General features: G+C 39.7%; 9 protein-coding genes. 7 read left to right on the top strand and 2 right to left on the bottom strand.

Annotated elements, in window-relative coordinates:
• Positions 1 to 218 precede the first annotated feature (218 nt).
• The 5 genes from ACEYW6_RS14625 (at position 219) to ACEYW6_RS14605 (ending at position 6,120) form a co-directional block, all read left to right on the top strand.
• On the top strand, positions 219 to 1,433 hold the full coding sequence (locus ACEYW6_RS14625; RefSeq protein WP_412980263.1) for an HMA2 domain-containing protein: 1,215 nt from the start codon (positions 219 to 221) through the stop codon (positions 1,431 to 1,433).
• A gap of 37 nt (positions 1,434 to 1,470) precedes the next feature.
• Positions 1,471 to 2,310, top strand: coding sequence for a hypothetical protein (locus tag ACEYW6_RS14620; RefSeq protein WP_412980262.1), 840 nt, complete (start codon positions 1,471 to 1,473; stop codon positions 2,308 to 2,310).
• A 316-nt stretch (positions 2,311 to 2,626) separates the two neighbouring features.
• Positions 2,627 to 4,879, top strand: a complete 2,253-nt coding sequence (locus ACEYW6_RS14615; protein WP_412980261.1) for a heavy metal translocating P-type ATPase — start codon at positions 2,627 to 2,629, stop codon at positions 4,877 to 4,879.
• Between the two features lie 70 nt (positions 4,880 to 4,949).
• A complete protein-coding gene (locus ACEYW6_RS14610; protein WP_412980260.1) occupies positions 4,950 to 5,255 on the top strand; it encodes a DUF5132 domain-containing protein in 306 nt (101 codons plus the stop codon).
• 286 nt (positions 5,256 to 5,541) lie between these two features.
• On the top strand, positions 5,542 to 6,120 hold the full coding sequence (locus ACEYW6_RS14605) for an HMA2 domain-containing protein (protein WP_412980259.1): 579 nt from the start codon (positions 5,542 to 5,544) through the stop codon (positions 6,118 to 6,120).
• A gap of 17 nt (positions 6,121 to 6,137) precedes the next feature.
• Here the strand turns inward: ACEYW6_RS14605 and ACEYW6_RS14600 are convergent, their stop codons facing one another.
• A complete protein-coding gene (locus tag ACEYW6_RS14600) occupies positions 6,138 to 8,486 on the bottom strand; it encodes a WD40 repeat domain-containing protein (RefSeq protein WP_412980258.1) in 2,349 nt (782 codons plus the stop codon).
• 1,074 nt (positions 8,487 to 9,560) lie between these two features.
• On the opposite strand from ACEYW6_RS14600, the gene ACEYW6_RS14595 reads away from it, so the two are divergent.
• A complete protein-coding gene (locus tag ACEYW6_RS14595) occupies positions 9,561 to 10,550 on the top strand; it encodes a phytanoyl-CoA dioxygenase family protein (protein ID WP_412980257.1) in 990 nt (329 codons plus the stop codon).
• Between the two features lie 223 nt (positions 10,551 to 10,773).
• Here the strand turns inward: ACEYW6_RS14595 and ACEYW6_RS14590 are convergent, their stop codons facing one another.
• Entirely contained in the window at positions 10,774 to 12,162 is a 1,389-nt protein-coding gene (locus ACEYW6_RS14590; RefSeq protein WP_412980256.1) for a cytochrome P450, read from the bottom strand.
• Between the two features lie 789 nt (positions 12,163 to 12,951).
• On the opposite strand from ACEYW6_RS14590, the gene ACEYW6_RS14585 reads away from it, so the two are divergent.
• Positions 12,952 to 13,962, top strand: coding sequence for a glycosyltransferase family 2 protein (locus ACEYW6_RS14585; protein ID WP_412980255.1), 1,011 nt, complete (start codon positions 12,952 to 12,954; stop codon positions 13,960 to 13,962).
• Positions 13,963 to 13,986 lie beyond the last annotated feature (24 nt).

Here is a 13,986-nt window from a genome sequence, read left to right as displayed (position 1 = left end):
AATTGAAGTAAAAATATTCTGTTCCATCTACGGTAAAAATTATGGAAAGGCCCCGCCTGAAAATTTTGTATAATTCCGTCCCTTCAAGATAATCATTCTCACAAAATAATTATTGTTAAAAATAATTCGGAAGACACATACTTGACCCCCCAAGCTTAAGTTAGATTTGATCTATTGTTAACCTTTTGACTTGATCTAGCTATTGGGTAATCCGGTAAATGGCTAAAAATATTAGTAATCGTGAAAAATTAAATATTTTAGCGAAAATTTCTACTGATTTAATCCCTACACAACAAAGCAACGAAGTCAATCAAAGTACAACTAAGATGGCACAGGCAACGCAGTCACAGCCCTCAGGTGCCTTACAAATAGTTCATGTAACTACCGGGCGTGTGCGATTGCGTACCACTGACAGTAGTCTTAATTCGATACTAGCCAGCATAGCCGAAGATTTACGCTCCTTAGAGGGAGTCAGGGAAGTTACTGTAAATGAGCAAACGGGTAGTTTGATAGTTAATTTTGATGAAGATAAGCTGTCATTACCGCAAATTTTGGCGCTAAAATTCGGCTTTGAGATCCAACAGCCACACCCTTCCTCTGATTCACTTAGCAAAACCGATCCCTTTGCAGCTTGGAAATCGGCTTCATTTTGGAAAGAGCAGGGTATTTCCTTAATTCCGATGATGACAGGCTTGGCGGTAACAGGAGGATTGGGAATTCATGGCTGGGTATCGATTCCAGTTTACGTGATTGCGGCGGATGCAACCCGTGGTGTAATTGGTTATCTTGGCTCTCAAGTTTCGATATCAGAAAAAATCAAAGGTAACGATACCAGTTCTGCGATAAAAAGCAACATAAAATCTGATTCGGAATTATCAAAAGACGATCGCAAATCTTCTATCCAACAAGAAAAGTCCATAAATAATGTTGAGAAGGCTAGCAAGGCGGTAGCACCTGCAAAGATTGACTACAGCGTAATTCATGCAATTGCTGGGCGTATTCGGTTGAATGTGCCAAAAATCGCCCAAGATCGAGCTTATGGACGACGACTTGAGAGAATAGTGAAAACCGATGCTAAAGTTACCAGCGTGCGTTTAAATTTTGATGCTGCATCAATTGCGATCGCTTATCAGTCTCGCGAGATTCCATTATCTCATTGGGTGAGTTTGATGGAATTGGCATTGGAGACAAACCCACCAATAATAGGGATGACACCGGCTAACCAACCCCTCGAAGAAGTTAGCCAGACGGCTGAAATTCCAGACGCGACAACGGCAAATCTTACTAGTCAAGTTACTCAGACTGCTGAAATTATCAACTCAACAACAGCAAACCAAACAAATTCAGAGTTATCCAGTCTGTGGAGTAACCTAAAATCGCCTGCAATGTCTTTGTCATTAGGTATTATGGCGAACTTACCCTTAGAAACCTAATATACAGTTTCAAATTGCGGAATACGGGAGGGGAATTATGGCTGGTTTAAATTTAGCAACGGTAGCAGATTTAGACAAAAAACAAGAGCAAACAGTCACAGACGAGATTAATTACCCAGCAACACCGCCTTCAAGGGTAGCATATAGCATTATTTGTGCATTTCCTGGACAAGTGGGGTTTTGCATACCTCAGATTAGCGAAGATCCAAAATATGTGGAACGTCTTCTCGCCTTGCTTGCTAATGAGCCTTTAGTAATCAATCAGCAAGTCAGTAATACTACGGTAGGATCAATTGCCATTACCTACAATTCTGATGTAATGTCAGATGTTGAGATGCGATCGCATTTGGCTAATTTGATTCAGTTGGCTGGCAATGCAGAAGTGGTACCAGCAGCTGCAAACCAATTAAAACCATACTCAGCGGCGGTGACAACAGAAGGTAGGCAGGATAGAAAGCTAAAAACACAAGCCCAGAAGCAGAAATCAGCAACATTCTCTTTATCCTCTGCGGATACGTCAGTCTCTAAGACTAAAAGCAATTCGGTATCCTCTACTCATTATGTAATTCAACAAGCAAAAAAACCTGCAAAAGTAGCTTATACCATTGCTCATGCAATTCCCGGAAGGGTGCGGTTTCGTGTGCCTCAAATTGCCTGCGATCCAAAATATGTCCAACGCTTAGAGACTTTACTCAAATCAGATTCTACAGTTACCAGTGAGCGAGTTAATAGCGCTGCGAAATCAGTTGTCATTACCTATAAAACTGTAATGATGCGGGATTCTCAGAAGCGAGTACAAAACTTTTTGTCAGCAGCAATATCTCATCTAGCCAGTCTAATTGAATCTGCCAATGATCCCGCCACAGCGATAAGTTAGCTAACGAATTCAGCAAATGACGAATAACCAGACTGTTGATAGCTAATCAATCTTGCAGGATTGGTGGCTAATTTGATCTCTTTACTAAGGTAAGTTGTTACGCATTTAATTTGTACATTTACCTGATGACTGATGATTGATGACTGATGACTGATGACTGATGACTGATGACTGATGACTGATGATTGATGACTGTTAACCGTCAACAGTCAACAGTTAACAACCATCAAGAATGTTTATATACTTTAGACGCGCATCAGCTTAAAGAGCCTGATTTTCATTGTGAAGTGTACCAACTTTGGATTGAAGAAAAGTAATGGCAAAAGTAGCACTGGAACTAGCATCACCCTCAAAATCTCAATTCACTGTGTTAGAGGGGAATGGTAAAGTTTCTGTAACTGACACTAATGGACACTCTCAAGGAGAGTTTCCCAACGTTACCTACAGTGTTGTCCATACAACTCCGGGAAGACTGCGGTTTCGCCTACCTCGCTTACGCTGTGATGCAGATTATGCCAAGCGTCTCGAAGTATTGTTAACAGCAGATGCGCTGGTGAAGAATGTCCGTGTCAAGCCTGCGGCAATGTCAGTTACAGTTACTTATAAATCTGAGAAAGTTTCCGATGCAAAGATGCGATCGCACCTTCACAATTTGATTCAGGCTGCAAGTGTTGTAGAAGTTCTCAAAAACTCTACATCATTATCGGAAACTGAAAAAGAGACATCTTGGCCAGGTTTACGACTTTCGGCTGTTGCCACTACTTTAGCAGTACTGGGAGGGCCGTTAGGATTACCGATCCCACCTTTGATAGTCGTGCTTCCAATCGCCATTGCTACACTACCCGTTGTCCAACGAGCCTGGGAAGGTATTCGGGTAGAGCGAAAATTGAATATTGACTTTTTGGATTTTATGGCGATCGCTATTACTACCTTCCAAGGTCATTTTCTCACACCATCGCTCATGCTCAGTTTAATTGAAGTGGGAGAAAATATCCGCGATCGCACGGCTCGTTCTTCTGCTCAACAAACTCTAGATTTACTTAGTTCCTTGGGACAATTTGTCTGGGTGGAACGCAATGGCGAAAAGCAACAAATTCCCATTCAAGATGTGCAGCATGGCGATACAGTGATTGTTTACCCTGGCGAACAAGTGCCGGTTGATGGTAGCATTTTGCGAGGTAAAGCCCTGCTAGATGAACAAAAACTAACTGGCGAGTCGATGCCGGTGCTGAAGAAAAAGGGACAACCAGTTTTTGCCTCAACGTTGGTACGAGAAGGACGAATTTATATTCTTGCAGAATGGATAGGCAATGATACCCGCGCCGGACAGAGCATTAAGTTAATGCAAGAAGCGCCTGTCCACGATACCCGGATGGAGAATTATGCCACGAAATTTGCTCAAAAAGCTGTTATGCCAACTTTGCTACTTGGCGGGGCAGTATTTGCCGCAACTCGCAACCCTTCACGGGCAGCCAGCGTTTTAACTCTAGACTTTGCTACAGGTATCCGAGTATCAGTCCCAACAACGGTTTTAGCAGCATTAACTTATGCTGCACGGCGGGGTATTCTGATCCGTAGCGGACGGGCGTTAGAACAACTAGCAGAAGTTGATACCATAGTTTTTGATAAAACGGGGACACTGACTAAGGGAGAAGTCGATGTTGTCAGTGTGGAAAGTCTCAATCCAGCCACATCAAGATTGCGGGTGTTGGAATTGGCAGCTGCCGCCGAACAGCGTTTAACTCATCCAGTCGCAGAAGCAATTGTTCGCTATGCCCAAGCAGAGCAAGTGGCAATTTTGCCGCGTAGTAAGTGGGATTATCAACTAGGTTTGGGCGTAAAAGCTCAGATTGATGGAGAGACAGTTTATGTCGGGAGCGATCGCTTTTTACGTTCCAGTGGCATTGATACCGAAGCCCTAAATGGTCAAAAAAAATCTGCAAATTCAGTGATTTATGTAGCCAGCAACGGTCAACTTCAAGGTATTATTAAATATAGTGATCTTCTGCGTCCCGAAAGCCGGGAAGTCATTAGGGCACTTTCGACGGTCGAAGGTGTAGAGATTCATATACTAACAGGGGATAATAAGCGAACTGCTACTGCTGTTGCTGCTGAACTTGGTATTTTGCCAACGCATACTCACGCAGAAGCTTTTCCAGAACAAAAGGCAACAGTTGTCCGCCAACTGCATGAACAAGGCAAGACAGTTGCATTTGTAGGCGATGGGATCAACGATTCACCAGCTTTAGCCTACGCCGATGTTTCCATTTCCTTTGCCAACGGTTCTGAGATAGCCCGCGAGACAGCAGACTTAGTGTTGATGCAGAATGACTTGCATAGTTTATTAGAAGCGATCGCGATCGCTCGTCAAGCCAAGCAATTGATTCGGCAAAACACAGGACTAGTTGCTGTTCCTAATTTAGCAGCATTAGCGATCGCTGTTCTCTTTGGTCTTAACCCCTTAGCTGCAACAGTAGTCAACAATGGCTCAACCGTAGTTGCCGGAGTCAACGGTTTACGTCCAATTCTTAAAAGTCGCCACCATAAAACTCTACCATCGGCAAGATGATACAACTATGCCGGCAAGAGTATCTTAAAAAGCTTTCTGAGATTTCTTAATTAATAGGAGGAAATTGAATATGGCTAAAATTAGTGATTTTGTTGAAGATGCAGGCGCTCCCGGTATTATAGCCGGAATTGGTGCAGTCCTCTTAGCACCTGTTTTGCTGCCGATTGTTGCTGGAGTTGGTAAACCCTTAGTCAAGTCAGTCATCAAAGGCGGAATTGGTCTTTATGAAAGAAGCAAAGGAACCATTGCAGAAATGGGCGAAACTTGGGAAGACATGGTAGCCGAAGCCAGAGCAGAACTTGCTGATGAAAAAGAAACCCCCGTCTTTGAAACTACTGCCAGTAATGGGGATAATGTCACCGATAATGGTGCATAATTTCATCTACCCATTAGCAAGTTAAATTCTTCACTATAGGTGACTTCCAATTACCAAAATATCAAATTAGTAAGGTGCGTTACGGTGTTCCATCTAACGCACCCTACGAAAATAAAATAATTTATGTTTTGGAAGTCCCTAATGCAAGATAGCGCAAAAACTCTCTCATTCCTCTGTGTTCTCTGCGTCCTCTGCGGTTCGTTTTTTAGTAATTTTGCACTCATTCCTGTAGATAACAAATCCACAACAAAGAATCCACAATCATACAAGTCAAAAAGGCAGTTTTATGTTAAAAAATGGCTATAGCACTTATAATAAAATGCCAAAAATTATAGACAAAGCCAGCTTAAAAACACCACCACAATCGATATCTACAAAAGTTGTAAGTTCGACTCCCGGAAGATTGCGGTTGAGAGTCGCTCATTCCCATCGTCAACCAGAAAAGATGCAACGCATCGCCAGTGCTTTGTCAGCAAATTCTCACATTAATCGAGTTACGACAAATGTCCATCATGGCAGTATTGTGATCAATCACGATGGTAACGATGGCAGCATAGAAAATGTGCTAGCAACACTTAAAGATTTAGGAATAGTTTTTGCCGATGTTACCGAGGGTAACACCGAGGCAGCAGCAGGAGTCTCATCTGCGCTTGTTGACTTAAACCAGCGCGTAAAACAGTCAACGCACGGTGCTTTTGATCTGCGGATTCTTTTTCCATTGGGATTAGCTAGTCTTTCAGTGCGGCAATTACTTAATAAAGGGTTGGAGTTAGAAGTTATCCCTTGGTATGTTTTAGCATGGTATGCTTTTGATAGCTTTATTAAGTTGCACAGAACGAGCCAAGAACAATCAACCAACGAGTAACCAAAGCAGTAAAAAGCTTAATTTATCTGCCAAATTTTGATGGTTTTATCAGAACTAGCACTAGCAAGAAATTGACCATTGGGGCTAATAGCAATAGAGTTTACAGCCCCTGAGTGTTCTGTGATAGATTGCAGTAACTCTCCCGTCTGCAAATGCCAAATTTTGATGGTTTTGTCTGCGCTAGCACTAAAGAGAATTTCCCCATCAGGACTAACAGCTAAGGATTTTACCTCTTCAAAATGTCCAGTCAAGCTGTGTAATAGTTTACCTGTAGCTAAATGCCAAATTTTGATAGTTTTGTCTGTGCTACCGCTAACGAGAATTTCTCCATCAGGACTAATGATTACTGATTTCACCCCACCTAAATGTCCGTTGAGGGTGCGTAATGGATCACCCGTGCGTGGGTTCCACAGCCTAATCTTGTTGTCAGAACTACCACTAGCAAGGATTGTACCATCAGGGCTGATAGCAGCAGCATTAACTGCGGATGAATGCCAAAGGGTACAAATGCGTTGGCATAGCCCGCCGCAGGCATCGCCTTTATGCAAGTTCCAAATTTTGATTTTATGACTGCCACTGGCAATAATTTGTCCATCAGGACTAATTGCAATGCAGTTAACCGGTTTTTGATGTCCTAAAAGAGTGTGGAGGAGTTTGTCAGAATTGAGATTCCATACTTTGACATTACTTTTGGGGTGTTGGCAACTACCAACGGCAAGAAAATGTCCATCAGGACTAATCGCAACAGATGAAATTTCGCCTAAATCTTCTGTGGTGCGGATAAGTTTGCCGGTCTTAAGATTCCATACTTTAATGGTTTTATCTGCACACCCGCTAACTAAACTCTCAGAATCAGGGCTAATGGCGACAGATGTGACTTTTTTTGAATGTCCAGTTAGGGTGTGGCTGAGAACAATATGTTGTAGTGTTACTTGGTGTTTGAGGTTGGCGACGCAATTTAAAATTTCTTCAACATCAGCAATTCTCTGACTATCACCTACTGCGACAAAATATTCTCTTAACTTTTTGACATATTCCTCATCTTTGACGCTGACGGCTGATTGCATTGCCTGAAGCGGGTTCGTAGAATCTTGTGGTGATATTTGGCGTAGTCGCAACCATGTATTCACAGAATAATCAAGCTGTTCGTTTGCCCAAGAGGAATCGCTTAAATGAGATAAACTCTGGGCTAATTGCAAAGCCAATTCTGGAATCCAGTAACAACGCTCATTTTCCAGAGCTTGGTAAACTTGTTTATAACCTGAGGCTATAACCTGTAATGATTGTAAATCAAAAGTATCTGACAGTAAACTCGGCAGCAACTCTGGTAATAGTGGAGGTACACCATGATCAACCAAGTGGTAAGCATCTGCTACCCAACCTGCAACCAAACAGTGATAGGTAATCAAAACTTGGCAAAGTTTTTCAAAGTCTTGACGATTGACTTGATATTGTAAGGATAACTTACTAATATCAATTCCTTTTTCATTCCATTTTTCTAGCTTTTCTAAAATTGCCAAATTAACAACATTCTCTTTTCCAATGTGGTTAATTTCCTCTAAGTCTTCTCCCAATGCTAGCAGTTCATCTCTAATCTTTTTCCATTCTAACGCCCGTCTTTTAGCAGACTCTTCCAAAATTTGTCGATAAGGTAAACGGGCAATTGTTTTATAATAATAATTTCCTTGTCCCAAACCCCAGTAGGCAATTCGAAAATTTAAATAATCACCATCATTTTCTGACTCCAAAATCAAACTTGGCTCTGTTTTCAACATTTCAAACAGAGCCTTAATACTTGATTCACTATGAAAACGTTTACTGTCCCAAGCTCCTGCCAATAACTCTGTTGGTCTAACTTGGCTGTGTAGAGAGTAATGCTTGTTAAGAAAATCTCGTAATCCTTCAGCCAACATTAACTCAATTTGGGAAGTTTTATCATCTTTATTATCGTCAAATTTGTCAAAATTTACTTGAGGAGGAGCAATAAAAATTTTCAGTGGAATGTGTCCATTATGTGTGGAGTCTAAAATTTGTGAAGGGTATAGTCTTAATGGCCAGCTATCAAGAATTTTATGAACTTCTGGCAACTTAAGCGCCGTTTCTCGCTCTTGCGAGGCTATTCTTAATCGCATTTCGTGATTGTAAGCTACTAATTGCTGCTGGGAAATTCTTTCTTGTTCAAAGTCCTCAACGTAACTGCTGTTTTTATTTGAAGGATTCAGAGCTTTGACTAATTCGGGAATTGCTTCAATCGGTTCATATTTACTTAGAGATAAATTGTCTTGATTTCTCTTCTGTACTAGCTCTGCAACAACAGGTGCAAACTCTAGTACCAGTTGAATTAGTAACCTTAACCCTTGCTGCATAAACACATACCTAGAAACTAAATAAGCAAGATTTGTATGAAATCAGGGCAATACTGCCATCCAGTAAATTCATACATCCTCTTGATATTACTAACTGAAAGTATAGTAACTCAACCGTAAAAGTTTAAAACCCTTACATGTCAATAAGTCTATGTAATGAAATACCTGTAAATAGAAATGATAATCATCTAAGAGGGCGTTTTAAAAGTTCTCTTGTTGGTAGCAAAGCTATGACTAGCCCCAATACTGCTCGGTTAAGGGGAATATAGATGGTAGAATCAAGAATAATTTGTTCATGTAAATTATACGCGAACAAAATGATTCAACAAATTCAGGCTTCAGGGGAAGTATCACTACTTAGTCGTTGTATTTTACGTTACCAAGCACGCGGAAAAAACAAGCTTATTGGTAGTATAAATTACACGCTACCAAACCAATTTTTCCACAACTCAACCCAGCAAATTGAGCAAATATAAGCATTTGGGTAAGGCTGGAGGCCTTGCTCATATTGATGCTGTCCTCTCCGTAGCTAGAAGAACTCAAATCTATGACTTAACTTCGTGCATCGACTCTCTTCGTCAAAATTGGGTGGACTTGTACGATAGCCTCAAACAGAAAAAGTAAGTCGAATTATCCGATTTGTTGTTCACGTAGTTCTTACGCGAACACTATTTTCTTGGTTTTACCCTCTATTTCCCCTTAACCGAGCAGTATTGTCGCCGTTAGTCATATTTCCTGCCATTATCTTCACTGTGAGTAATCATTAAAACAGTTTTAGTGGTAAAATTTAACCACTTAAGTATAAGCAAAATCAAACTAAAAATAATTTTAAAGATTACCCAAAATATAAGTTTTTCAAATATAAATGCTAAGAATTTTATGATATTAAAGTCAATATAAGTAATTTTTTCTCTAGAAGATAGCTTACAACAAGCCTAAAGCTAGAATTACTAAAAACTTATTAAGAGCTATTGTTTAGAAAAACGGGAGCCGTAAAATAACTCTACTGAAACTCATTTTCTCAAAATTAATGTAACAGAATATTACGTATTAACTGCTAAAGTTTAAATAATAATGAATGACAATAATGGACAACTTAGTATATTGACTCGAAATTATTTAAAAAAAAAATTTCCGTTACTATATGATATTTGCTATGAAAACTATAAAGGATTGGTTAGAAATCCCCAATGGCTGTTAATGCGGAAATTAGCGAGATTTCGTATAGGGCGATTTCTAAGAGAGTTTTTCTTAAAAGCTACAGCTAAATCATCTAATTTTTATGTAAATGAATCTCCTACTTTATTCCCATATATCGACGTAAATTTAGTAGTTGACAGTCTCAAGAAAGATGGGTTTTATTTAGGTATCAATCTACCTCAAAATATAGTAGAAGAAATAGTCTCTTTTGCACACTCTAATCCTTGTTATATCCATCGCCAATGCAGATTGGGATTCTATTATTCTCAGAAGGAATTAGCAGAAATCGCTTATGGTGAACCATTGACTTTAGCTGGTTACTTCAACACAGCTTTGCTTTGTCCTGCTATTTTGCAACTGCAGAACGATCCTAAATTATTGGCAATAGCTGCCAAATTTTTAGAACATGAACCTGCACATCAATGTAATCAACTGTGGTGGAGTTTTTCTGGAGAGGTAACAGATGAACAAAGGAGACAAACATTTCAAATGTTTCACTACGATATGGATGATTATCGATTTTTAAAATTTTTCTTTTATTTGACAGATGTTGATGCAAATAGCGGCGCTCATATCTGCATTCGGGGTAGTCATAAACAAAAGAAACTCTCACATTTATTGCTACCTAAATCAGAAACTGATGCAGAAATTATTAATTATTATACTAAAGACTCATTAGTGACTATTTGTGGTAAAGCAGGCTTTGGATTCGTTGAAGATACATTTTGTTTTCATAAAAGCAAAACTCCAATTAATCGAGATCGTCTCATATTACAACTTGAATATGCCATAACTGACTATGGTATGCAGCATGATACACGAGACATTTCAAGTTTGCGATTCCTCGTTAACCCGAAATTATAATTTCAAACAATCAAAATAAATTAAACACCCATCTGCTAAGGTCGTATAGCCAATTTAGCAGGTGTCGCGTACCAAAAATTTTCACCCACCTTGAAAGGGCTATAAAGCGTTCTAGATCCCCATAAATCCACGCCACTTGCTCCAGTTGGCCGAAACCCCGAACTGGAGCAAGTGGCGTGGGTTAGAGGAGATCAATAACTGCCTAAAATCTTTTTCGCTACTGCTAATTAGAAGTTTGTACGTGTTGAGGTTTCCCGTCTTTAGAAGCGTTTGGCACAATCTGTTTGAGTTGCACCTTCAGCCCGTTTTCCGGGCGTAAGGTGATTGAAGGCTGTGGCACGATTGGGTATCCTGGCACTAAATCTATTTGGAAGCGTTGAGCAATAGTCGCCAATAACAAAGCCGCTTCCATCTGAGCAAAACCTTTACCAATACAAATCCTTGGCCCATCCCCAAAGGGTATATATACTCCTTTAGGAAGTTCTTTTTCAAACTCCTGTGTCCAACGTTCTGGTTGAAAAGTTTCAGGATTCTCAAAATACTTTGGATGACGGTGCATTACCCATTGGCTAATCATGATTGCCATGCCTTGGGGAATCTCGTACTTACCAATCTGGGTATCTATTGCTGCTTCCCGCCCCATGAGAGGGACTGGAGGATATAATCGCATTGATTCTTTGATAATTTGCTGTGTATAAACTAACTGCCTAAGGTCTTCGAGTGTTGGTAACTTTCCTTGCAGAACTTGATTTAGCTCTAATTCTAATTTTTCACGCACTTCGGGATTTTGTGCCAAGAGCAACCACGTCCAGGATAAAGCATTTGCAGTAGTTTCATGCCCTGCCAACATCAAGGTGGCGACTTCATCTCGCAGCAGTTTATCATCCATCTGCTGAAGAGTTTGTTCGTCTTTCGCTTCCATTAGCATTGTCAACAAATCATTGGTTTTTTCCCCACTGTTGCGACGCTCTTGAATCAGTTTGTAGATAGCTTCATCCATTTGGGCAATGGCATGACGATAACGGATGTTTTCAGGTCTTGGCAACCACTCCAATACCAAAAAATTCTGCCGTCGCTTACTTTCAAACCACTGCATTGCTACATCTAGTGCATTGGCAACAACTTTTGTTTCTCCTGCATCTACATCAGTGCTAAATATGCACTTCATAACTATTTGCAGCGTCAAATGCATCATATCTGCATGAACGTCATGAGTTTCACCATCGTGCCAAGTTTGAAGCATTCGGTTGGTGTACTCTACCATTATTTGGCTATATCCATTAATCCGTTTTTGGTGAAATACTGGTTGGGCAAGACGACGTTGCCAAAACCAGGATTCTCCTTCTGCGCTTAACAACCCTTCTCCTAGTAAGGTTTTTAAGGCGCGTAAGCCTCGGCTTTTAATAAAATCGTTGCGATTTTTTAGAACTTCTTCTATGTATTCAGGATTAGTTACTAAAAAAGTCGGAGTTAACCCTAACTGTAAGGGAATAATATCACCATAGTCACGACAACGGGTCAGAAATCCTAATGGGTCTTGTCCAAGTTCAAATAAATGTCCAACAATAGAGTTAATCGGCGGTGCTGATAACTCGAATACATTCAGAGCCATAGTAAAAACCCTTTAGGTTCGTGTCTATTCAAGAACCTTAATTCACCATTAATATTAAATTCTTCATCACATAGAGAGATTTTGGTAAATACGCTTTGTCAGTTAACCGAAAAGTTCTGCGATCGCATTAAGTGCAGTTTCCGATCCAAAAATGCCTATTTTATTAGCTTAGATTTTGCCAAGCCTCCTCCTTTAGGTCGTTTCTACAGGTGTTGAACCCTGGTAAATTAGCAAGGTGTTGCCTATTAGCAAGGTGTTGCCTATATGATGTGCTTGTTCTATAATCTCTTGTGAACAACCCTTTTGAGACTTAAGGAAAAAAGTCAGATTTACAACTGAGTAAGTTACAGTTTTGACATAGTTTGCTAATATCTTTGTCACAAAAAAGTACGATAGTGAAATGAGCCTAAGTAAATAAACATGGTTCTATCGACTCTTTTATGGAATCTAATACTCGAAACTTATTGCTTAACAGCTTTAAAAGCTCACAAGAAAAGGCTTTTATGATTTCCAAGTGTATTATTATCAAATAATGCACTTGGAAATTATAAAAGAAGCGTTAGAACCAAACTTTTTATCCCTGTAGGTCGAACTAAATAATAGTTAGAGTTATGGTTGGATGCTTATTATTCAGGCTCCTAGAGGTATAAAACATCTTGTTATTCCTTTTGGAACAATATCCCTTTTTACTGGGAGAGAGTCAAAAAGGATACTTAATCAGCCTAGTTAACTTTTCGTTACTTACTTTGAAATTTTTTCGCTCTCCTACTTAGTCTGGAATTAAGTGTTGTGAATCCTAAAGTATCTGTCATTATCCCTGCTTACAATACTGAAGCTTATATTGCGAAGGCAATAAAGTCAGCCTTGGAGCAAACGCTCAAAGATATTGAAGTTATCATGGTCGATGATGGTTCAAGTGACAAAACTGTAGAAGTCGCTAAAAGTTTTACTGACCAACGTCTCAAAATAGTTAATCAACAAAACCTTGGGGTTTCTGCTGCGCGTAATCGTGCCCTCAAAGCAGCCCAAGGAGAATGGATTGCTGTTCTTGATTCAGATGACTGGTATGATCCCGAAAGATTAGAAAAGCTTGTATTGCTGGCAGATGAAACAAATGCAGATATGATTGCTGACGATCTTTATTTAATCAAAGATGGTGCAACATCCCCTTGGAGTACATTGATTGAAGAAAGTGGAGAACATATAGATAAAATTCTCCAAATAGATATCGTTTCTTTTGTAGAAACTGATGTCTATGGAAAACCAGGGTTGCATCTTGGTTTAAGCAAGCCTATATTTAAACGAAAATTTCTGATTCAGCACGGCATTTTGTACGATGAAACCGTTAGCATAGCTGAGGACTTTTGGCTTGACATGAAATGCTTAATCAATGGTGCTCGCTTTTTTCTTGTGCCAAAACCCTATTATTTCTACCGTTCACGCCCCGGTTCTCTTGTATATAAAAGCCCATTGTTACGTCTAAATCAATATTGCAAAGCTACTAATTCTTTCATGCAACAAGAAGTTGTGAAAAACAATCCAGCTTTAATGCGTGCTCTTTCTTATAATCTTGCAGTCTATAAAAAAAATCTAGCTTATTCTCAAGTTGTAGAGCCTATCAAACAAGGAAAATGGTTAAATGCATTAACACAAATGAGGAAAAATCCATCCTTTTTTTATGATTTTCTTTCCCGATTTAACAATATTATTAAACGTCGAATTCAATACTATATGATGGGTAATAAATCAGTTTTTGACATTTCTTATAACCTCCAGAGGAAACGAAAAACTAGCAATTAGTACTATAGCAATCCGAATTGAAAC

Origin of the sequence: Nostoc sp. UIC 10607, from assembly GCF_047228265.1 — a bacterium.
Lineage (GTDB): Bacteria > Cyanobacteriota > Cyanobacteriia > Cyanobacteriales > Nostocaceae > Nostoc > Nostoc foliaceum_A.
The sequence above is the reverse complement of the archived record's forward strand: the minus strand, read 5'-3'. Positions and strand labels throughout refer to the sequence as shown.